We start from the raw sequence: 21,203 nt of genomic DNA on the forward strand, positions 1-21,203 counted from the left end.
CCTCACCCACATCGGCGACACCGCCGACCAGCGGCTGGCCATCCAAGCCGCCTACCCGATCCACGGCTGACACGTCGGGCCGACCTAGAATTCCCACACTCTGAATAAGACCCTCCGCCACTAACGGCGTCCTGCCGGTCCGCAGAGCGGCTGATCGTGGAGGCTACTTCTTGCGGCCGAAGAGGAAGTAGGAGATCGGGCCGGCGAAATTGATGAATGCGAGCATTCGCCAGAGTCGCTTCGAGCCCTTGATCTGGTCCTGTGGACGGCGTCGAAGGTCGACCAGCGCGGCCGCCAGAAGGGACAGTTGCACGACCGTGGCGCCCGCGATGAACGAGCGTTCCCGTCCGCTCAGTTCGGACCAGCGCTGAGAACCCACCATGCCTCCCCGTAGATCCGTTGCGGTCCCAGGCTAGACGAGGGTGGACATCGCGAAAGGGGCGCCCCTGGTGTAGGGGCGCCCCTTTCGTCAGCGACGCGGTCAGTCGGCGTAGCTGGGGAGCATGCGCTCGTGGGCCTCGCGCAGCTCCGACAGGCCGATGCTGAACAGCTCCTGCTGGTCGCCGTCCGAGCCGCGGCCGGTCACGTGGAGGCTGTCGCCGCCCGCGACGCCGATCTGGGTGACCGGGACGCCCGCGGACTCGCACAGGGCCGCCAGGCGCGACTCGGCGCCCGGCCGGACCACCAGCACGGCCCGCGCCACCGACTCGCTGAACAGCGACACGAACGGGTCGCCCGGCAGCGTGATGCGGGCGCCGAGGCCGCCGCGCAGGCACGCCTCGACGAGGGTCTGCGACAGGCCGCCGTCCGACAGGTCGTGCGCGGACGTGACCAGGCCGTCGCGGATGGCGGCGACCATCACCGACGCCAGCGCCGCCTCGGCCTTCAGGTCGACCAGCGGCGGCAGCCCGCCCAGGTGGTTGTAGACGACGTGCGCCCACTCCGAGCCGCCGAACTCCTCGCGCGTCTCGCCGAGCAGCGCGATCGTGGCGCCGTCGGTGGTCAGCGACATGTTCACCCGGCGGCGGACGTCGTCGTGCACGCCCAGGACGCCGATCACCGGCGTCGGGTTGATCGGAGTGTCACCGGTCTGGTTGTAGAAGCTGACGTTGCCGCCGGTGACCGGGATGCCCAGGTACTGGCAGCCGTCCGCCAGGCCCTCGACCGCGCGCGCGAACTGCCACATGACGCCCGGGTCCTCGGGGGAGCCGAAGTTGAGGCAGTTGGTGACGGCCAGGGGCCGCGCACCGGTCGCGGCGACGTTGCGGTACGCCTCGCTGAGGGCGAGCTGGGCGCCCGAGTACGGGTCGAGGCGCGTGTAGCGGCCGTTGCCGTCCAGGGACAGCGCGATCCCCAGCCCCGACTCGTCGTCGATGCGCACCACGCCGGCGTTCTCGGGCATCGCCATCACGGTGTTGCCCAGGACGTACCGGTCGTACTGGGACGTCACCCACGTCTTGCTGGCGAGGTTCGGGGACCCGGCCAGCCACAGGACCGTCCGGCGCAGCTCGTCGCCGTTGGACGGACGGGTGAGCCGCCCGGGGGTGTCGGCCTGCAGGGCGCCCAGGTCGTGCGGGGGCTCCAGCGGGCGGTTGTAGACCGGGCCCTCGTCGACGGCCGTGACCGGCGGGATGTCGACGATCGTCTCGCCCCGCCACGTCATGACCAGCCGGCGCGTGTCGGTGACCTGGCCGATGACCGTCGCCGGGATCTCCCAGCGGGCGCAGATCTCCATGAAGCGGTCGACCTTGTCGGGCGAGACCACCGCCATCATGCGCTCCTGCGACTCGCTCATGAGGATCTCCTCAGGGCGCAGCGTCTCGTCGCGGAGCGGGACGGTGTCGAGGTCGACGTGCATGCCGCCGGTGCCGGCCGCGGCCAGCTCCGTCGTCGCGCAGGACACGCCGGCGGCGCCGAGGTCCTGGATGCCGACCACGAGGTCCTCGCGGAAGAGCTCCAGGCAGCACTCGATGAGCAGCTTCTCCATGAACGGGTCGCCGACCTGGACCGACGGCCGCTTCTGGTGCGACTCCTCGTCGAACGTCGCCGAGGCCAGGACGGACGCGCCGCCGATGCCGTCCGGCCCGGTCAGGGCGCCGAACAGGATCACCTTGTTGCCGGGGCCCGGGGCCACGGCGCGCTGGATGTCCTCGTGCTTCATCACGCCGACGCACAGGGCGTTCACCAGCGGGTTCTGCTCGTAGCAGGCGTCGAAGACCGTCTCACCGCCGATGTTGGGCAGCCCCAGGGAGTTCCCGTAGCCGCCCACACCGGCCACGACGCCGGGCAGGACGCGCTGGGTGTCGGGGGCCTCGGCCGGACCGAACCGGAGCGAGTCCATCACCGCGATGGGACGGGCGCCCATCGACATGATGTCGCGCACGATGCCGCCGACTCCGGTGGCCGCACCCTGGTACGGCTCCACATAAGACGGGTGGTTGTGCGACTCGACCTTGAAGGTGACCGCCCAGCCCTGGCCGATGTCCACGACACCGGCGTTCTCACCCATGCCGACGAGGAGCTTGTCGGTCTTCGGGGCCTTGTCGCCGAACTGGCGCAGGTGCACCTTGGAGCTCTTGTAGGAGCAGTGCTCGCTCCACATGACCGAATAGATCGCCAGCTCCGCCGACGTGGGACGGCGCCCGAGGATGTGCCGGACGCGCCGGTACTCGTCCTCGTTCATCCCCAGCTCGGCGAACGGCTGGCGGCGCTCGGGGGTCGCGGCGGCGACGGCGACCGTGTCGGTGCCCTCGACGGGGACGGCGCCCTCGATCGCGGGCTGCGGCCCCGTCCCGGTCTCCACCGTGGGCCCCTGCCCGGCGCCCGGACCGAGCGCGGGTTGCGGGCCCGTGCCCCGGCCCACGGCGGGCTGGGGCCCGGTCCCGCGGCCGATGCGCGGCTGCGGCCCCGTGCCCGGGCCTTCGGCGCGGACGGGCAGCAGCGGCCCGGTGTTCATGCTGACGACGCCCTGCTGCCCGGTGCCGGACCCGACCGCCGGCTGCGGACCCGTGCCGAACCCCACGGCGGGCTGCGGGCCCGTCCCGGAACCGACCGCGGGCTGCGGACCGGTACCCGGACCGACCGCGGGCTGCGGACCCGTCCCCGGCCCCTCAGGACGCGCCAACGGACCCGAGTTCAGATCGAGGATGGGCTGCGGACCACTGCCAGGCCGCACGGTCGGCTGCGGGCCCGTCCCGGAGCCGACGGCGGGCTGCGGGCCCGTCCCGGAGCCGACGGCGGGCTGCGGACCGGTGCCCGAACCGACCGCGGGCTGCGGACCCGTCCCCGGCCCCTCAGGACGCGCCAACGGACCCGAGTTCAGATCGAGGATGGGCTGCGGAGCCGTGCCGGAGCCCACGGCGGGCTGCGGACCCGTCCCAGGGCCCTCAGGACGGGCCAGCGGGCCCGAGTCGAGGTCGACGACGCGCTGCGGCCCGGTACCGGCGCCCACGGCGGGCTGGGGGCCCGTGCCGAAGCCCACGGCGGGCTGCGGGCCGGTGCGGGTGCCGACGGCGGGCTGCGGGCCGGTGCCCGTGCCGACGGCGGGCTGCGGGCCCGTGCCCCTGCCGACCGCGGCCTGCGGGCCGGTGCCGGAGCTGCCGGGCTCGGCGGGCGGACGCGGCGCGGCGAAGCCGTTCAGGTCGGGCATGGTCAGCGACGGGTCGGCCACGGAGGGGTCGGCCACCGTGGTCGAGGGGTCGCCGCCCGCGGCGCGCTCCTCCTCCAGAGCGCGGGCGAACTCCTGCTCGGGCCCTTCGAGGGACCCCGGAGGCGGCTGCTCGCCGTCCAGCACCGGCATGGGACCCGTGAACGGCCCGGGAGAGGACTGGACGGCCGGGTCCTGCTGCGCCGGACGGCCCGCGGGAGCGGCGTTCCGGTCCTCCTCGATGATGGCCTTGAAGCCCTGGGTCACCGCCGGGTTGACGGGCTGGAGCTCGGGGTCGTCCGCGTCGGACCTGAGCTCCCCGAGCCATTCCATCGACGGCTCGTCGGAGGCGTCCCGGGTGGCTCGTCCGGACGGGTGGGGCCGTTGCTCACTCATGCGTTGACCAGTCTCTTGACGATCGAGGTGAAGAAACCGAGCCCATCGGTGGACGGACCGGTCAGCGACTCCACGGCATGCTCGGGGTGGGGCATGAGCCCGACCACGTTGCCGGCCTCGTTGCAGATGCCGGCGATGTCGTCGAGGGAGCCGTTCGGGTTCAGGTCGACGTAACGGGCGACGATCCGGCCGGTGTCGGCCAGTTCGATCAGGGTCTCCCGGTCCGCGGTGTAGCGCCCGTCCCGGTTCTTGATCGGGATCACCAGCTCCTGGCCCTCGCTGTACTCACTGGTCCAGGCCGTGCCGGCGTTCTCGACCCGCAGCCGCTGGTCGCGGCAGACGAAGTGCAGGCCCGCGTTCGGGAGCAGCGCGCCCGGCAGCAGGTGCGACTCGCACAGCACCTGGAAGCCGTTGCAGATCCCGAGGACGGGCAGCCCGTCGCCGGCGGCGGCCACCAGCTCGGTCATCAGCGGCGCGAACCGGGCGATCGCCCCGGCGCGCAGGTAGTCCCCATAGGAGAACCCGCCCGGCAGCACGACGGCGTCGACGCCCTGCAGGTCGTGGTCGCCGTGCCACAGGGCCACCGGCTCCGCGCCGGACAGCCGGACGGCACGTGCGGCGTCCTTGTCGTCCAGAGAACCAGGGAAGGTGATGATCCCAACCCGGGCAGCATCCATCTGTTCTGTTCCTCCGAGATGAGGGGCGGGCCGGGACGTCGGGATCTCCTCCGCCGATTACCCCGCTGCGCGTCGCATACCCCCCGCGCGCGTCCTAATCTACCCGGCGTTGTGCATGAGGCGGGCGTCGAGGCGGCCGATCAGCGCCCCGTCGCGCCAGGTCAGGCGCTTTCGCAGGTGAACGACGGTGCCGCTGTCGGGCGAGGAGTCGATGTCCAGGTCGTCCACGAGCGCCCGCATGATCTTAAGCCCGCGCCCGGACTCGCTCAGTACGCCCCGGTCCGCCGGGGCCGGCCGCGGCCCGCGTCCGGAGTCCATGATCTTGAGCAGGCACATGCCGTCGTCCACATGCCCCGTCACCTCGTACCCCCCGGTCGCGCGAGCGTGCTGGACGACGTTCGTGCACGCCTCGGAGGTGGCGACCAGAACGTCGTCGACGCAGTCCTCGGATACGCCGATGCCCCGCAGCGCGCCCCCCACCACCCGCCGGATCACCGGGATGCTCAGCGCGTCGCGCGGCAGCGCGAGCGAGAACCGCATATCCACCCGGACACCTCGTGTCATGCCCCGGGTTCAGCGACCGTTCCCCCGGTCCCGGGGCGTGCTCGACGACTCGACGCAGCTAACAGTTCCCCGGCGGAATACTGCGTAATCGCTATACTCGCGGGTCTTCTGGGAAATCCCGCGGACCCGCACAACGGATGGGAACGTACCGCACCATCCCGATACCGAGCGGTATTCCGCGCCATTTCCGGTGCGATCCGGCCGATCAGAGGACGTGCACCTCGTAGTTCTCGATGACCGGATTGGCCAGCAGCGTCTCGGCGATCTTGGCGACCCGCTCCAGGGCCGCCTCGTCGGCGTCCCCCTCCAACTCGACCTCGAACCGCTTGCCCTGCCGGACGGCGACCACGCCCTCGAACCCCATCTGCGGCAGCTTCCTGGCGATGGCCTGGCCCTGCGGGTCGAGGATCTCCGGCTTGAGCATGACGTCCACGACAACGCGCGCCACGACCGCCCCCTCCACTGATCTGCGCTTTCCCTTACGTGCTGAGCGTACGGCACCATGGCTGTTCACGAGCCGTCCGCACCCCCCGGAGCGATCCGATGAACATCGACGACCTGACCTCCTCGGAGCGCCGCCTGTGGAAGGGCTTCCCGAAGGGCGAATCCGTCGACCTGTCGACCGGCGACCCGGCGTTCGACGATCCCGGGCAGGCCGACCGCTGGGGACACGACCGGGTGGTCAGGGCCGAGGTTCTCGTCGCGCTGCTCGTCGGCGCGGTCGAGCGCGAGCCGGGGCAGGTCGCCGCCGTCCGGCTCTCCGGCGCCCGCATCACCGGGTCGCTGAACCTCGGGCACGCGGAGGTCACCGTCCCGCTGGCGCTCACCGGCTGCTCGTTCGACGAGGCGCCGCACCTGTACTGGGCGAGCATGAACAGCGTCCACCTGATGCGCTGCCGCCTGCCCGGCCTGGTCGCGTCCGGCACCAGGGTGGACGGCCACCTGTGGCTGGAGGGCAGCCGGATCAACGGCGGCCTCTGGCTGGACGGCGCGAACATCACCGGAATCCTGAACATGTCGGGCGTCCAGCTGACGAACCCCGGCGGGGACGCCCTCCTCGCCGACCGCCTCTCCGTCGAGGCGAACGTCTACTGCGACCAGGGGTTCGTCGCCAACGGCGAGGTCCGGCTCCCCGGCGCGCGCATCGGCGGCCAGCTGATCTTCCGTGGCGCGCGGCTCTACAACCCGTCCGGCGTCGCCCTGTACGCCAGCCGCCTGGACGTGGCCGCGAACGTGTTCTGCGACGGCGGGTTCGCCGCCGAGGGCGAGATCCGGCTCCGCGGCGCCCGCGTCGGCGGCTACCTCTCCTTCGTCGGCGCGAACCTGTCCGCCCCGCAGCGCACCGCCCTCAACGCCGACGACCTCGCCGTCGAGACCGACGTCTACTGCTCGGACGGGTTCACCGCCGTCGGCGCCGTCAGCTTCTCCGGCGCACGCGTCACCGGCCAGCTCAGCCTCCGCGACGCCCGGCTGAGTCACGACACCGGGACGGCCCTCAGCCTGCAGCGCGTCCAGGCCGAGGAGCTCCTGCTGCGCACCGCCGAACCCATCAAGGGCACCGCCGACCTCTCCTACGCGCGCATCAACCTCCTCCGCGACGACGCGGCGTCCTGGCCGGAACGCCTCCAGTTGGACGGCCTCCAGTACGAGACCCTCGAACCGCCGCTCACCGCCCGCGAACGCCTCGCCTGGCTGCGCCGCGACACCGACGGCTACGCCCCCCAGCCCTACGAGCGCCTGGCCCAGACCTACCGCTCCCTCGGCCTGGACGCCGACGGCCGCTCCGTCCTGCTCGCCAAGGCCCGCGACCGCCGCCAGACCCAGGGCCTCCCCCGCAAGATCGTCGGCTGGCTGCAGGACGTCCTGGTCGGCTACGGCTACCGCCCGTTCCGCGCCGCGAGCTGGCTGATCGGCCTGCTCGCCTTCGGCACGATCGTCTTCTCCCTGCACCGTCCGGACGTCCTGGACGAAGGCCACAAACCCCACTTCAACGCGTTCTTCTACACGCTCGACCTCCTCCTGCCCATCGGCAGCCTCGGCCAGGAGATCGAGTTCGCCCCCAAGGGCGTCTACCAGTGGATAGCGAACCTCATCGTCGCCGCCGGCCTCGTCCTCGGCCTGACCGTCGCCGCCGGCGCCACGAGAGCCCTCTCCCGCGAATAACTCCGGATTCCCCGACTCCGCCGCCGCTCCTTTCACTACGGTTCACAGGTCGAAAGGAGGCGGGTCATGACCCTGAAGATCGACGCCCGCGCCGTGCACGCCGAACTCCAGGCGATATCAACGGCGATGTCCGAGGTGACCCGCCAGATGGGCCCGCAGACCTGGCAGGGCGGCTCCGCCGCCGGCTTCACGAGCGACCTCCAGGCCCACAACAGGGCCTTGAACCGCTTAATGCTCGAAGTGGAACGCACGGTCGTCCGCTTCAACCAGGTCCCACTGACGTTGGACCCACCAGAGATCCCCCGCGCGACCCCGCCCGCCGGCAAGCCGGGCGTCGCCTCGGTCTCCCCGTCCGCCCTGGAACGCCTCGAAACCGCCCTGACCCGCGCCGCCGCCGACCTCCCTCACCGCGCCAAGATGATTCGCGGTCACCTGGCCCTCGCCCACCCGGACATCCCGAGCACCACGTCCTGCGACAACGCCGCCGCCTGGTGCCGCACCCAGGCGACCCGCATGCGCACCCGCATCATGTACGCCCTGGCCGAAACCGAAGTGACCGCGACCCCCTTGATCCAGGGCCCGGTAATCCAGGTCCCGGACGTGGAGCGCTTCGGCTCCAAGGAAATGACCGACCTGGCCCGCCTCCAGGCCCGCGCGTGGCAGAAACATACGACCCACCCGGGCAACGCCACCCCGGCCCTCATGTCGGAGATAGCCCGCACCCTGGCCGAGAACAGCAAGAACACCACCTACCTGGCGACGTTCTTCTCCAACATCCCACCGGGCTCCGCAGGCAAACTCCCCTACCGCCTGCACCAACTGAGCAACACCAGCGGTCTGACCCCAGAGGACAAGAAGACAGTAGGCAACCTGGGCACAGCCCTAGCCGCCCTATCCCGCAAGAAGGAAACCGAGGGCATTACCGCCGAAGCCTTGGGCCCAGCCGGCGCCGACATGCCCGGCCAAGCCCTTCTCGTCAAGTTGAGCGCCCCCAATATCAAATGGAGCAGTGCCATTCTGGCCGACCTGGGAAGGGCCGCCCTCCGCTGGCGCCAGAAACACCCGTCCTATGAGATCACGCACACCTATGACGAGGGCGACAGAGGCCGCACAAAAGTACTCAACCAGCCTTACGGCCTCTGGTGGAAGGCATGGGGGATCTCAGGCCCTTCCGGCAAGTACCCGGATGCGAAGACGCTGCGCGAGTACGACCCGGCACTCGCCGTGCTCGGCCGCATTTCCGGCCAGAAGGACCTCACCGCGGCCCGCAACCTGGCGTCGATGAAGCTGGACGACGCGTTCCTCATCGAGGACCCTGACAGAGCTCCCGCCGTGACCTGGCTGACCCGCGGCACCGGAGACACATACGCCTCGCTGATCGTCGCCCCCGACTGGCCGGACGGCGGCACCGTCGCAGGTTCGGTCATCCAGCTGGCGACCACCCCGGAAAAGAGCCACGAGAACCAGGCCGCTCTGAACGCTGCCGAGGTCATGAAGTCAGTAGGCTGGTGGAACGACAAGGGCCGCGAAAAAGCCGAGAAGCCGCTGAAGAGCGGAGCGCCGCTGGACCTGATTCCCTGGTTCGACATCCTGCCTCGAATGGACCAAGCCCCTCCTGGCACAGCACACAGCGAGCACTACACCCTCGAACTCGGCCCCGGACTGACCTCCGGTCTCCTGGCCATGACACGCATGTACCTCCCCGCACTCGGCCAGGCGAACCGAACTTCGAGCGGTACGGGGCTGACCACCGAGGACCCGGTGACGAGGAGAACGTTCGCGGAGATCGGAGGCGAGGACATGCAGCAGTTCCTGCGCACCTTCGCGGCGGACGACAGAGCCTGGGCCCAGATAGCCGTCGACACGGAGGCCTATCGACAGGGACTGTTCGCCTGGGGAATAAAGCACCATAACCTCAACGACGCGATCGTGAAAGCCGGCTACCTGGAGGGCGTGCTCATCGCCGCTTTCGGAAAGGAGCGGATAACCCGGGAAGAACTCACCAAGAAGCAGTACGAAGAGGCACAGAAGCATCTCGGTCTGCTTCGTGACGTCGGCGGGGCGGCACTCGGCGCCTCACCGGTCGCCGCGACTCCGGGAGCGACCGATGCCTACGCCATCGGCACCGCACTGGCGCTGGACAAGGTCAAGTACGCGGACTTCGACAAGAAGGTGCAAGAACTTCGAGGAACGTACGCGACGTACTCGGACCAACTATACCGGGACTTGGCCATTGGGTTGCATCTCGCCAAGGGATCCCGTACCGGCGACCCAGAAATGGACAAACTACTGTTGACGGCCCGGTCCTCGGGCTACCGCGGCCCTGAGATCGTCAGAGGCATTCAGTATTACGACTTCGCGGAGCCTGGAGCGGTGGAGCGGCGAACCGGGTTTGCGGTGATAGGCGATGTCCAACTGCAGGTCGAACACAATGCGCCTGAACAATAGCGGCTTATCGGGTATAGGGCGTCCCCGCCAGAGAGGACGGCAATCGAACCCGGTACGTCCGGCCGCAGGACTGGTCCACGACGACATAGTCACCGTTCTTCAGTCGACCGGCGGCAACCAGGTCCGCTGAGGCCAGCACCGCCATGGACCCGTCGAAGTCATCGCATATCAGTCGCTTCCCGTAGGACAGAACCTCCAACCTTCCGTCCGGACGGACCAGTCCTGGGCGCGGGCTGGGCTGGACCGCCGATGTACCGCCCAGCAGGAGCGTTGACCCGTCGTCCACGGGGAGCGCCGCCGACCAGTCCGGCAAGCCTCCGGATCGCATATGGATCCTGATGCCTTGGGAGCGGTCATCGGTGATCCGCAGAAGCCCAGTCGGCGCCAGGACGAGCATGCCGCGAGCGCCGACGGCGATGGCGCTGACCGGCCGAAGATCCGCGGCGCCCGCGAGATCGCGCACGGCCTCGCGGTAACCCTGCGGCATCCACTGCCTGATCTTGCCTGGCCCGGTCACCTCGTAAAGATCGCCTGCTCGGGAAACGATGACCGGCATGCCGTCTCCGCGGACGACGAATCTGGCTCCAGGCAAGGACTCGCGGAGTCTCACCTGCCTCCGCGCGCCTAACGGATTTCCCGAAGGGGCGAGCACCTGGGTTCCGGACTCCCCCATGTCGAGCACCTTCGTCTCGATGCGGCTGGGGAGCGACATCTTGGTGAGGCGCAGCCCCTGATAGGACGACATGATCCAAAGCGTCCCGGGAGTGAAGCCGAGTTGATCGCCCGGAGCCCTGGTGCGGAGCGTGGTCAGGGTGCCATCCCGCTCAATTCGCTCAACGGGTTTGTCGCTACCGCCACCAAGCACCCGGAGGTAGACGACCCCGTTATCGGCATCAATGGCCAGACCGCCTTCGGACTGGGCGCTGGACTTGATCGCGTACTCGCCGTCTCGCGGGGGCTCGTGGTTCTCCGGCGAGCCGGCGATCACCACCACCTGGCCGGGACGGTTCGGTCGAGGAGTCGGGTTGAAGGACGGAGTGTCTTGGGTGCAGGCGCTCAGGGTTGCCAGGAGGGCTACTGGCGGGATGACCCTTGTGTAACGCACCTGTCGATGATGCCAGAGCGGGGGTGGGGTTGATCGGAGGGCGGCGGGACTGGGATCAAGGGGCGCGACTGGGGTAGGGATCACGGTGGCGGGACTTGCATCGCAGGGTGTGATGTCTGCCACGATGGCATTGCGACTTTTGTCCCTTACCGGGGGCTCTGGTCGTTGGCATCGGCCGGCGGCGCGGCGATCCCGCGGTCCCGGCCCCGAACGAGGAGTGTCATCGATGACGATCGACTCCGTGCGCGGCGCGCCCGACACCCCGCAGCTCGTCGAGCCCGAGCTCGTCCAGCTGCTGACCCCCGAGGGGGAGCGCGTCGAGCATCCCGACTACCCCCTGGACCTCAGCGCCGAGGAAGTGCGCGATCTCTATCGCGACCTGGTGATCGTCCGGCGGATCGACCTGGAGGCCGTGGCGCTGACCCGGCAGGGCGAGCTGGGCCTGTGGGCGTCGCTGCTGGGGCAGGAGGCCGCCCAGATCGGGTCCGGGCGGGCGCTGTCCGAGCACGACATGGTGTTTCCGACGTATCGCGAGCACGGCGTCGCGTGGTGCCGGGACGTCGAGCCGCTCAAGCTGCTCGGGCTGTTCCGGGGCGTGAACCACGGTGGCTGGGATCCGGCCGAGCACGGGTTCCACCTGTACACGATCGTGATCGGCAGCCAGACGCTGCACGCGGCCGGCTACGCGATGGGGATCCAGCGGGACGGGGTGCTGGGCACGCCGTCGGCCGGGGCCACGATCGCGTATTTCGGGGACGGGGCGACTTCGCAGGGAGACGTGAACGAGTCCTTCGTCTTCGCGTCCGTCTTCAATGCGCCGGTCGTGTTCTTCTGCCAGAACAACCAGTGGGCCATCTCGGAGCCGCTGGAGAAGCAGTCGCGGATTCCGCTCTACAAGCGGGCGCAGGGCTTCGGATTCCCCGGGCTGCGCGTGGACGGGAACGATGTCTTCGCCTGTCTCGCCGTGACCCGGAAGGCCCTGGAGAACGCCCGGACGGGCCAGGGCCCGACGCTGATCGAGGCGTTCACCTACCGGATGGGCGCCCACACGACGACCGACGATCCCACGCGGTACCGGCTGAAGGCCGAAGAGGAGGCGTGGAAGCTCAAGGATCCGATCGAGCGGGTCAAGGCGTACCTGGTGCGCAACGACCTGGCGGACGCGGGGTTCTTCGAGAAGGTCGAGGACGAGGCGAAGCAGCTCGCGAAGGAACTGCGCGAGGGCTGCCGGGCGATGCCCGATCCGAAGCCGCTGTCGATGTTCGAGGACGTGTACGCCGAGCGGCATCCGCTCATGACGGAGGAGCAGGAGCAGTTCGCCGCCTACCTGGCGTCGTTCGAGGAGGAGTCGAAGTGACCACCCTGACCCTCGGCAAGGCGCTGAACGAGGGCCTGCGCAAGGCCATGGAGAACGACCCGAAGGTCCTGGTGATGGGCGAGGACGTCGGGAAGCTCGGCGGGGTCTTCCGCATCACGGACGGCCTGCAGAAGGACTTCGGCGAGGAGCGGGTCATCGACACGCCGCTCGCCGAGTCCGGCATCATCGGGACGGCGATCGGGCTCGCGCTGCGCGGGTACCGGCCCGTCTGCGAGATCCAGTTCGACGGGTTCGTGTTCCCCGCGGTCGACCAGATCGTCACGCAGCTCGCGAAGATGCGGATGCGGTCGCTGGGCAGGCTGTCGCTGCCGGTCGTCGTCCGGATCCCCTGCGGGGGCGGCATCGGCGCCGTGGAGCACCACTCGGAGTCGCCCGAGGCGTACTTCACGCACACGGCCGGGCTGCGCGTGGTGACGTGCTCCAACCCGGTGGACGCGTTCTCGATGATCCAGCAGTCGATCGCCTCCCCCGACCCGGTGATCTTCTTCGAGCCGAAGCGCCGGTACTGGGACAAGGCGGAGGTCGACGTCGACTCCACCGACTGGGCGCCGCTGCACGAGGCGCGGGTCGTCCAGCCGGGCGAGCACGTGACGGTGCTGGCGTACGGGCCGTCGGTGAAGACGTGCCTGGAGGCGGCCGCGGCGGCGTCCGAGGAGGGGCGGTCGCTGGAGGTCATCGACCTGCGCTCGCTCAACCCGCTCGACATCGGCGCGGTGACGGAGTCGGTGAACCGGACGGGACGCTGCGTGGTCGTGCACGAGGCGCCGGTGTTCAGCGGGTTCGGCGCCGAACTGGCCGCGCGGATCACCGAGAAGTGCTTCTACCGGCTGGAGGCGCCGGTGCTGCGCGTCGGCGGGTTCTCCACCCCGTACCCGCCGTCCCGTCTGGAGGACGACTACCTGCCCAACCTCGACCGCATCCTGGACGCGGTCGACCGGACCTTCGCGTGGTGACGCCGGTGAGCGAGCCAAGACTGTTCAAACTGCCGGACGTCGGCGAGGGCCTGACCGAGGCGGAGATCGTCAAGTGGCACGTCCAGCCGGGCGACACCGTCGAGGACGGGCAGACCATCGTCGAGATCGAGACGGCGAAGGCGATCGTGGAGCTGCCCTGCCCGTTCGACGGCGTGGTGGCCGAGCTGCTGGTCACCGAGGGCCAGACCGTGGACGTCGGGGTGCCGATCATCTCGGTCGGCACCGAGGGCGGCGCCGTCGCGACGCCGGTGTCGGAGCCGCCGGCGCAGACGGCTGCGCTGCGCGAGGAGGGCGTCCCGACGGCGAACGAGCCGGGCATGGTCACGCCGGAGGAGCCGCCGAAACGCCAGCCGGTGCTGGTCGGGTACGGGGTCAAGGAGGCGGCGACCAAGCGCCGCCCGCGCAAGGCGTCCAACGGCGCGGCGCGGGCCGTGCGGCCCGCGCCGGTGCGCCCCCCGGCCCCTCGTCCACAGCCTGTGGACAACGGGTTGCCGCTGGCGAAGCCGCCCGTCCGGAAGATGGCGAAGGACCTCGGCATCGACCTCGCCACCATCACCGGTTCGGGGCCGCAGGGTTCGATCACGCGTGAGGACATCCTCGCCGCGCAGGCCGCACCCCAGGCGCCCGCGCCGGTCCAGGCAGGCGCGCGTGAGGAGCGCGTACCGGTGAAGGGTGTGCGCAAGGCCACGGCGGCGGCGGTGTCCGGTTCGGCGTTCACGGCACCGCACGTCACCGAGTTCCTCCAGGTGGACGTGACCCGCACCATGGAGACCGTCCAGCGGCTCCGCGAACTGCCCGAATTCGCGGACGTGAAGGTGTCGCCGCTACTGCTGGTGGCGCGCGCGCTGCTCACCGCCGTGCGACGGCACCCGATGGTGAACTCCTCTTGGGTGGACGGTCCGAACGGCGCGGAAATCGTCGTCAAGCGCTACGTGAACCTGGGCATCGCGGCGGCGACCGAACGCGGCCTCATCGTGCCCAAGGTGAAGGACGCGCAGAACCTCGACCTGCCGGGCCTCGCGCGCGCGCTGAACGAACTGGCGACGAAGGCGCGCGCGGGCAAGGCGTCCCCGGCGGACCTCTCCGACGGGACGATCTCCATCACGAACGTCGGCGTGTTCGGCGTGGACACCGGGACCCCGATCCTGACCCCCGGTGAGGCCGCGATCCTCGCGTTCGGCCAGATCCGGGACATGCCGTGGGTGCACGAGGGCGAACTGGCGATCCGCAAGGTGACCACGCTCGCCCTGTCGTTCGACCACCGCATCGTGGACGGCGAGCTGGGCTCCCGCGTCCTGCGCGACGTCGGCGACATGCTGGAGGACCCGATCCGCATGCTCGCCTGGAGCTGACGGCCGGAGCGAACGCCGATTCCGTGGGGCCGGCCCCGTGCCGGCCCCACGGAACCGTCTCAGCGCGGCGGGTTGTCGCCGTCGTACATGCGCTCGTCCCGCCTGTCCTCGAAACGCGGACCGCGTTGCTGCGTGCGGGTCATCATCAGCAACTGGAGTGCGAACGACACCCCGCCGACGATGATGAGGATGACCCCGATGACGTGGATGTCCACCGGGTCGGTCATCGCGTCCGGCTTGATCGCGAACTTGAGGATCAGCCCTAGCGTGATCGTGAAAACACTGACGCCGATACCCATGACTCGACCTCCGCCGGACGATCCGATGCCCTGCTCTTTAACTATCCCTTTGGGTCGTCCGCCACACGTCGCGGCGGCCATGAGACTGATCTATGAGACGGGGACCTTCTCGACCTTCCCGAAGGGTCCGGCGTTGAAGGTCACTGATGTGACGCTGCCGGGCGGGGCGGGCAGGTAGAGGAAACCGCGGTCGGGCTTGCCCACGGCGGTGAGGAAGGTGGCGCGTCCAGGGTCGAGGTAGATGCTCGTACCGCCCGACCGTGCCGGGCCGACGCGGACGGCCCGGTAGACGTCCTTGCCGCCCGGCGTCTGGATGGAGAACGAGCCGAACACGCCTCCCGGATAGTTGGGGTCCGGGTAGGACGCGTCGGGCGGGGTGGTCCCGGGCCCCTGGTTCACGATGTCGAAGACGGCGACGATGTAGGCGCCGTCCCGGTAGAAGGGTTTGACGTCCAGCCGCCTCTTGGCCGCACCGAAGGGGGCTGTGCGGGTCGCCACCGTCTTGCCGTCCTCCGCGCGGAAGGCGGCCGGTGAGGTGGTGCCGCGCGCGCTTGCCTTCGTCCGGTAGGAGACCTCGACACGGTTGTTGCGGGCGGCGTCCTTGGCGACGGGCTCGGTGTTCCCCTTGCCGCTCGCCGTGTAGGTGAAGCCGTCCCCCAGGCGGGTCTTCATCTCCTTCATGACGGCATCGGCCCGGTCCGCGGACAACTTGGTGTCGTTCTCGCTGGTGTGCCCTTCGAATGTCAGCGCGCCCGTGGCGTTCGTCTTGATCTGCTGCGCCGCGTCGTCCAAGACGGCTTTCGCACGGCTCGACAGCTTCGCCGAGGTGCCGTCGAACAGCCCGTCCGCGCGCAGGCCGACGGTGACCTCCGACGGGCTGGACGTGACGTCCTTGGTCTCGCCCTCGACGATGTCGTACAGATCCCTGGGATTGCCTCCCGTCCCGGCCGAGGGGGACGCGGACGTCGACGGTGTGGCTGACGTTGAAGGCGTGGGGGCGGCGTAGGGCCTGACCCGGCCGAAGGGCTCGGCGCCGACCGACGGCCCAGCGGAGGGCGTCGTGGACGGAATGGACGGCATGGTCGGCATCCCCGTCCCGCTTGGAGGCGCCGACGCGCTCGGGCTCCCGGAGGCCGCGGCATCGGTCACCGGAATGCCGGTGAACTCTCCCGCCGTCCCAGGAGTGATCGCCGTGACCTTCCGGACGTCCGCCGGTATCGCCGGGTATTCGGCGGCCATCTCCCGCGTCGCTCCCGGGGTGAAGCCGGAGCCGCTCGTCGTCCCGGTCGGCTTGTAGAGCTTGCGTCCCACCGGGTCGACCAGCGCGATCTCGAACGGAACGGACTTGGTGGACGAGTCCAGCGACGTCACGCTGTACCGCAGCACCGCCTTGCCCGCCAGCCGCTGGACGCTCCGGACGTCGACCCGCGCGTGCAGGCCGTCCGCGCCGCCGAACCAGCCCTCCCTGGAGAACGCCCCGGCGCTCTGCGCGGCAGGGCTCGGTGCGCCGCCCACCGTGACGGTCGGCGGAGCGACCTTCTCGGCCCGGCTGCCGTCGGCGCAACCGGCGGCGAGGAGCAGGCCGACGAGGGAGGCGGCGAGGGGCGAGACACGCATCGGCCATCCGGTCGGAGGGAACGGGCGAGGGACGCGGCCGATAGTAGTGAACACCGCCACCCCCCGCCATACGCGCTGCCAGGCTGCACCGTGCCGCCACGCCGCGAACAGTTGGAGGCCATTCTCAAGCGATTCCCCGAGCGGCCGAACCCGGGCGCCCGCGATCCGGGGCTCGAACCCTCTACAAGTGGGGAAGTGCCCTAACCCCGGTTGCCACGCCATTTCTGCACCGGACACGTAACGGGGCCGGGCCGAGCACCCGATCCTGCGGCGACCGTGCCGATCAGGCGTCCTCGATACCGTCCACCTTCCCCGCCGCGGCGGCCGACCAGACACCGAGGGCGATGTGGTCATAGTGGGAGTACGTCGTGATGTCGTCCTCGATCGACAGCGTGAGCGCCATCGTCTCGCGGTCCCAAATCTCCCTGACCCATCCGGCCGTCAGGTCACCGACCGTACGGGTAGGCGGACCGATCCGGTCTTCGACGAGCCCGCGCACGCGGCGGAATTCGGCCTCGAACTCGGCTGGCCCGGCATCCGGATACCGAATCCACTCGGCCGAGAAGTCCTCGTCCAGATCGTCCTCGTCATCGTTGTCGTCCCCATCATCGTCGACACCTTCGGCGACGAGCGGCGGCCACAGCAGCGCGAACGGAAGCGCCACGAACGAGTGGTCCGCCGCGCCGGCCTCACCGGAGTCCTCATCGGGCGGCGGCGCACCCAGATCCAGTTGCCAGCCGGCCCCGTCCGGGTCGCCCGCCCCAGATCCGGAAGCCGCCGGCAGGTCCAGCTTGGGCCAGTCCTCGTGACCGGTCTGCCAGGGCACTCGAACAGTGCCCACGTCGTCCGCCCGTATCCATCCGCGTTCCACGAACGCGCGCTCGACGGCCTGCCGCGTCCACGGCCCGTCCGCGAGCGAGATCATGGCGTCGACCAACGCTCCCTCCACCGGCAGCAGCTTCATGCTCATGGAGCGACCCTATTGATTCACCTTGGACCGCCGCCCCATCAGTTGCGCCGCCCGCGCCAACCGATGGTTCTGGCGGTGAGTGCGGCGTCATCGTCCAGACCCTGGCCTCCCCGTCGTTACGGCGTGGCCAGGACGTTCGTCCGCGCAATGTTCGGGCCGCGACCGGCCCTGCACTCCGGGTCGGCTTGTCCCCCGATCCCCGTCGCATGCCCTGGCCGACCCGCGAACGTTGCTCACCGACCGTGCCCAGGGATGTCCAGTAGGAGCGTCGCAGCGCGTCCGGCGGTTGAAGAGCAGAGGTCAGCACACCCGCGAGTGAGAGCGGGCACCAGCCGTGGCCACAGGCGCGCACTGGCAGCCGAGATGCACGCGCCGCAGGGGCGGCTTGCGGGTGGCAGTGCGGAATACATGGGGAAGGCAAGCGCCGTATCTGGCATTTAGCCTGTACGGATGCAGACTGAGCCGCGCGGCACGATGCACGGGTGGATTTGGCGTGCCAACCTGCTCCCATTCGTCGAGACGATCGCTGATCTTGTGCGGTGCCGGCTCGACGAAAGCGGTCTTACGGCCGGGCTGAAGGGCTCCGATGCCGAGGACGACCGCTGGTTCACCTTCGTCCTGGACGGGCAGCCCCGCGTCGAGATGCACTTCGCGGGTGGGGACGATCGAGTGCTGGTCGACGTGGAGCTTGACGGCACAGACCAGTCATTCGAGATCAGGGCCGCTCTCCTGCTCAATATCTGCAGCACCTACCACCTGGCTCCCAAAGTCAGCTGACCTCAGCACCATCGACCCAAAGATCAGCCGTCCCGTAGTACTAGCTCGATCCGCCGGCGGCGACTCACCACGCGGCGGTCGTCCGTGCATGTCGAGCGCGCCGACCTGGCACGGAGCACCACTGTCGACGTCCTGTGGAGCGGCCCGCGCGACGCCGAGCACCTACCGCACCTGCCCGGGATCGCGGCCCCCCAAGTGGCGGCCGCTACCCCCGTTGACCTGCGGCGTGTTGTTGTTATGGGAGCTCTCATAAGAACAACACGCCGCAGGTCAACGCAGTCGGCTTCGGGTGGTGGTGCGGGGCGCTGGAGCCCGGCCTCGCGAGCCTTTGGCGTCCCTCGATGTTCAAGGGCCGCTCGCGTGTGTCACCGGAGCACCTCGGCGCTTCGGCCGCCCGCGACCACGGTGCGGACGGGGAACGTGATGAGGAGCGCGGCGGCGACCAGGAACCCGCTCACCCACAGTGGCCCGAGGGTCCCGACCGCGGTGTTGAGAGTGGTCGCGGCGATGAGGGGGCCGGTGGCGGCGCCCGCGTTGAGGGCCGCGGTCGCATACGAGCCGGCCATGGTGGGGGCTCCCGCGGCCTCGTAGAGGACCCGCGTGATCAGTGTGCTGCCCAGCGCGAACGACAGCGCGCCCTGCACGAACACGAGGGTGAGCAGGGCGACCGGCTCGTCGGCCAGCACCGCCAGGGCGGGCCAGCCGAGGAGCAGCAGCGGACCACCGGCTGCGATGACCAGGCCGGGACGCTGGTCGGACAGCCGGCCGGCGACGGTGACGCCGACGAGGGAACCGGCGCCGAAGAGCACCAGGACGACAGAGATCCACAACTCGTCCAGCCCGGCGGTGTCGGTCACCACGGGGGCGAGGAAGGTGAAGCTTGCGAACGTCGCCGCGTTCACCAGTGCGCCGAGCAGCATCACCAGGATCAGCCGCGGCCTGGTGATCTGGGCGAGTTCCGCTCGCAGGGCCGGCCCGCCGGTCGCCTCTTCCTTCCTGCGTCCCCTGGGGATCCCCCTCAGGATGCCGAGAGCCGCGGGCAGGCAGAGAGCGGCGACGGCCCAGAATGTGGCCCGCCAGCCGAACGACGCGCCGAGTACGGACCCGCCGGGAACCCCGGCGATCGTGGCCATCGTCGTGCCCGACAGCAGCACCGCCAGCGCACGTCCCTTCTTGTCGGCGGGGACCAGCGTGGCGGCGGCCGTCAGGGCGACGGCGAGGAACCCGGCGTTCGCGAGCGCGGCGACGACCCGGGTGGCGAACAGGACCGGGAAGCTGGTGGTGACGGCGCCAACGGCGTGGGCCGCCGCGAAGGCGAGGACGAACCCCAGCAGGCTGGAGCGCCTGGGCCAGTCGCGGGCGAGCGCGGCCACCAGCGGGGCGCCGACGACCATGCCGATCGCGAAGGCCGAGGTGAGGATGCCTGCCGTCGCGACGGTGACGTCGAGATCCGAGGCGATGTCCGGCAACAGGCCGGCGAGCATGAACTCCGAGGTGCCCATGGCGAAGACCGCCAGGGCGAGCAGGTACAGCGGGAGAGGCATCGAAGGCTCCGAGGTGAGGAGAAGCACGAGAAGGTCATCTCGTCACCGCTGCCAGCCCACGGGCACACACGTCCCACCGCGGAAACGCGGCGCGACGGGGCTACGAACTCAGGCGTTCAGGGGGCTGACGGCGTGACCGAAAGCCCCCACCTTGTCCGACTCAGGACCCGACATGGCCCGCACGCTACCCGACCGGCGTCCGTCGAAGCACTTCGGTTTCATCGGCATCGGCCAACGTCATGTCCCGCAGCCACCAGGGGCCTCCCTGTGTGAGCAACCGGAGGCGTTCCGATGACCTGCGCACCCAAGGCATGGCGGTACCGGCCGGCGCACGCCCGCTCAGCGTTCGCGCCACCGCTTTCTGCGCGTCCGGCCGGTCGTCTGGAGCTGGATCACGACATCGACCAGGCTCTCGCCGTCCTCGCTCGTCGACCTGCGGCGTGTTGTTGTTATGGCAGGCCGGATAACAACAACATGCCGCAGGTCAACGTGCTCGCGGGGGCGGGGCCTAGGCAGGTCCCGGGTGGCGTGGCTTGCGGAGCAGGGCCGAGGCCAGCAGGTACTGCGCGGCCAGGTAGGTGGCCATGACGATCACGCCGTGCAGCGGCAGCCGCGGCAGGTCGCTGAGGTCGACGCCGATGAGGGCGTCCGAGAGCAGGAACAGCAGACCGCCCGTCCCAGCCCGGACGCTGAAGCCTCGCGCGGTCAGCGCACTGACCAGCAGCAGCAGCGAGTAGGCCACCACCGGCGGCCCCATCGAGCCGAGGCCGGGCCAGATCACCGCGATGCCCGCCGCCCAGCCCAGCCCGTACAGCAGCGGGATCAGCGGAACGCGCCGCAGTCTGCGCAGTGCGCCCCGGCGGACGAAACAGCCGATGTAGCAGGCGTGCGCGGCGCCGAACGACACCATCCCGGGGATGAACATCCCGTCGATGGACAGCAGCACGTCTCCGCCCCAGGAAAGCAGCAGCGCCGCCAGCAGCCCCCGGGACCCGCCGCAGGCGGCCGCCCACGCCGCCAGCAGCGGCAACAGCATCGCCTTGGTCAGCGCGTCCCATGGCCCGAGGTCCACGGCCACCAGCAGCAGATGCAAGGCCGCACAAACCCAGAACCCGGTCAGCGTCCACCGCGCGAAGGGCGACGGACCGGCCGGGAGATCACTGTCGCGCACGCCGGGAATCCTCACTGTCTCCTTGCCGGGAGATTCTTCCCTAAGGGCCAGGAGCTCGGAGTCCGCACCCTGACCGACCGCGGCGGCCCTTGCCTAGGCGCAGTAAGCCCGAGAGGGAACAG

General features: G+C 70.0%; 17 protein-coding genes. 6 read left to right on the forward strand and 11 right to left on the reverse strand.

The features are described 5' to 3' along the window. Nucleotides 1–163: 163 nt before the first annotated feature. The 5 genes from SM611_RS20795 to purS all read right to left on the reverse strand — a co-directional run bounded on the left by SM611_RS20795 (nt 164) and on the right by purS (nt 5,731). Nucleotides 164–382 (reverse strand): PLD nuclease N-terminal domain-containing protein, encoded by a 219-nt coding sequence (locus SM611_RS20795; RefSeq protein ID WP_371951522.1) that lies wholly within the window; start codon nt 380–382, stop codon nt 164–166. Between the two features lie 99 nt (nt 383–481). After that, nucleotides 482–2,683: a phosphoribosylformylglycinamidine synthase subunit PurL gene (gene purL, locus SM611_RS20800; protein ID WP_371951836.1), complete on the reverse strand. Its 2,202-nt coding sequence runs from the start codon at nt 2,681–2,683 to the stop codon at nt 482–484. A 1,355-nt stretch (nt 2,684–4,038) separates the two neighbouring features. Continuing rightward, a complete protein-coding gene (gene purQ, locus SM611_RS20805; RefSeq protein WP_371951523.1) occupies nt 4,039–4,719 on the reverse strand; it encodes a phosphoribosylformylglycinamidine synthase subunit PurQ in 681 nt (226 codons plus the stop codon). Nucleotides 4,720–4,818: 99 nt separating this feature from the next. After that, nucleotides 4,819–5,259 carry an ATP-binding protein gene (locus SM611_RS20810; RefSeq protein WP_371951837.1) on the reverse strand — a complete coding sequence of 147 codons (441 nt, stop codon included), beginning with the start codon at nt 5,257–5,259 and terminating at the stop codon, nt 4,819–4,821. Nucleotides 5,260–5,488: 229 nt separating this feature from the next. Then, a complete protein-coding gene (purS, locus tag SM611_RS20815; protein WP_371951524.1) occupies nt 5,489–5,731 on the reverse strand; it encodes a phosphoribosylformylglycinamidine synthase subunit PurS in 243 nt (80 codons plus the stop codon). A gap of 95 nt (nt 5,732–5,826) precedes the next feature. On the opposite strand from purS, the gene SM611_RS20820 reads away from it, so the two are divergent. Further along, nucleotides 5,827–7,446 carry a hypothetical protein gene (locus SM611_RS20820; protein WP_371951525.1) on the forward strand — a complete coding sequence of 540 codons (1,620 nt, stop codon included), beginning with the start codon at nt 5,827–5,829 and terminating at the stop codon, nt 7,444–7,446. 66 nt (nt 7,447–7,512) lie between these two features. Beyond that, nucleotides 7,513–9,894 carry a hypothetical protein gene (locus tag SM611_RS20825; protein ID WP_371951526.1) on the forward strand — a complete coding sequence of 794 codons (2,382 nt, stop codon included), beginning with the start codon at nt 7,513–7,515 and terminating at the stop codon, nt 9,892–9,894. A 4-nt stretch (nt 9,895–9,898) separates the two neighbouring features. On the opposite strand, the gene SM611_RS20830 is transcribed toward SM611_RS20825, so the two are convergent. Next, nucleotides 9,899–10,888 carry a hypothetical protein gene (locus SM611_RS20830; RefSeq protein ID WP_371951527.1) on the reverse strand — a complete coding sequence of 330 codons (990 nt, stop codon included), beginning with the start codon at nt 10,886–10,888 and terminating at the stop codon, nt 9,899–9,901. Nucleotides 10,889–11,225: 337 nt separating this feature from the next. On the opposite strand from SM611_RS20830, the gene pdhA reads away from it, so the two are divergent. Genes pdhA through SM611_RS20845 form a run of 3 tightly spaced genes read left to right on the forward strand, consistent with a single transcriptional unit; the run spans nt 11,226 to nt 14,703 of the window. Further along, complete coding sequence (pdhA, locus tag SM611_RS20835; RefSeq protein ID WP_371951528.1) at nt 11,226–12,356, forward strand: pyruvate dehydrogenase (acetyl-transferring) E1 component subunit alpha; 1,131 nt, start codon at nt 11,226–11,228, stop codon at nt 12,354–12,356. Continuing rightward, nucleotides 12,353–13,330, forward strand: a complete 978-nt coding sequence (locus SM611_RS20840) for an alpha-ketoacid dehydrogenase subunit beta (RefSeq protein WP_371951529.1) — start codon at nt 12,353–12,355, stop codon at nt 13,328–13,330. Before pdhA ends, SM611_RS20840 begins: the two co-directional genes overlap by 4 nt. A 5-nt stretch (nt 13,331–13,335) precedes the next feature. Then, complete coding sequence (locus tag SM611_RS20845) at nt 13,336–14,703, forward strand: dihydrolipoamide acetyltransferase family protein (protein WP_371951530.1); 1,368 nt, start codon at nt 13,336–13,338, stop codon at nt 14,701–14,703. 59 nt (nt 14,704–14,762) lie between these two features. Here SM611_RS20845 and SM611_RS20850 read toward each other — a convergent pair whose 3' ends face one another. The 3 genes from SM611_RS20850 to SM611_RS20860 form a co-directional block, all read right to left on the reverse strand. Further along, nucleotides 14,763–15,083, reverse strand: a complete 321-nt coding sequence (locus tag SM611_RS20850) for a DUF6458 family protein (RefSeq protein WP_371951531.1) — start codon at nt 15,081–15,083, stop codon at nt 14,763–14,765. Nucleotides 15,084–15,092: 9 nt separating this feature from the next. Next, complete coding sequence (locus tag SM611_RS20855; protein WP_371951532.1) at nt 15,093–16,619, reverse strand: OmpA family protein; 1,527 nt, start codon at nt 16,617–16,619, stop codon at nt 15,093–15,095. Between the two features lie 283 nt (nt 16,620–16,902). After that, entirely contained in the window at nt 16,903–17,589 is a 687-nt protein-coding gene (locus SM611_RS20860) for a hypothetical protein (protein WP_371951533.1), read from the reverse strand. A 450-nt stretch (nt 17,590–18,039) separates the two neighbouring features. Between SM611_RS20860 and SM611_RS20865 the strand changes: the two genes are divergently transcribed. Next, entirely contained in the window at nt 18,040–18,366 is a 327-nt protein-coding gene (locus SM611_RS20865; protein ID WP_371951534.1) for a hypothetical protein, read from the forward strand. 365 nt (nt 18,367–18,731) lie between these two features. Here SM611_RS20865 and SM611_RS20870 read toward each other — a convergent pair whose 3' ends face one another. Continuing rightward, complete coding sequence (locus SM611_RS20870; RefSeq protein WP_371951535.1) at nt 18,732–19,910, reverse strand: Cmx/CmrA family chloramphenicol efflux MFS transporter; 1,179 nt, start codon at nt 19,908–19,910, stop codon at nt 18,732–18,734. Nucleotides 19,911–20,418: 508 nt separating this feature from the next. Further along, nucleotides 20,419–21,081: a lysoplasmalogenase gene (locus SM611_RS20875; protein WP_371951536.1), complete on the reverse strand. Its 663-nt coding sequence runs from the start codon at nt 21,079–21,081 to the stop codon at nt 20,419–20,421. Nucleotides 21,082–21,203 lie beyond the last annotated feature (122 nt).

It is taken from the genome of Actinomadura monticuli (assembly GCF_041463655.1).
Lineage (GTDB): Bacteria > Actinomycetota > Actinomycetes > Streptosporangiales > Streptosporangiaceae > Spirillospora > Spirillospora monticuli.

Bases quoted from the DNA above. Each gene is read 5' to 3' on its own strand.
- SM611_RS20795 (WP_371951522.1), bottom strand. From the start codon at position 382: ATGGTGGGTTCTCAGCGCTGGTCCGAACTGAGCGGACGGGAACGCTCG.
- purL (WP_371951836.1), bottom strand. From the start codon at position 2,683: ATGAACGAGGACGAGTACCGGCGCGTCCGGCACATCCTCGGGCGCCGT.
- purQ (WP_371951523.1), bottom strand. From the start codon at position 4,719: ATGGATGCTGCCCGGGTTGGGATCATCACCTTCCCTGGTTCTCTGGAC.
- SM611_RS20810 (WP_371951837.1), bottom strand. From the start codon at position 5,259: ATGCGGTTCTCGCTCGCGCTGCCGCGCGACGCGCTGAGCATCCCGGTG.
- SM611_RS20820 (WP_371951525.1), top strand. From the start codon at position 5,827: ATGAACATCGACGACCTGACCTCCTCGGAGCGCCGCCTGTGGAAGGGC.
- SM611_RS20825 (WP_371951526.1), top strand. From the start codon at position 7,513: ATGACCCTGAAGATCGACGCCCGCGCCGTGCACGCCGAACTCCAGGCG.
- pdhA (WP_371951528.1), top strand. From the start codon at position 11,226: ATGACGATCGACTCCGTGCGCGGCGCGCCCGACACCCCGCAGCTCGTC.
- SM611_RS20850 (WP_371951531.1), bottom strand. From the start codon at position 15,083: ATGGCCGCCGCGACGTGTGGCGGACGACCCAAAGGGATAGTTAAAGAG.
- SM611_RS20855 (WP_371951532.1), bottom strand. From the start codon at position 16,619: ATGCGTGTCTCGCCCCTCGCCGCCTCCCTCGTCGGCCTGCTCCTCGCC.
- SM611_RS20860 (WP_371951533.1), bottom strand. From the start codon at position 17,589: ATGAGCATGAAGCTGCTGCCGGTGGAGGGAGCGTTGGTCGACGCCATG.
- SM611_RS20865 (WP_371951534.1), top strand. From the start codon at position 18,040: ATGCAGACTGAGCCGCGCGGCACGATGCACGGGTGGATTTGGCGTGCC.
- SM611_RS20870 (WP_371951535.1), bottom strand. From the start codon at position 19,910: ATGCCTCTCCCGCTGTACCTGCTCGCCCTGGCGGTCTTCGCCATGGGC.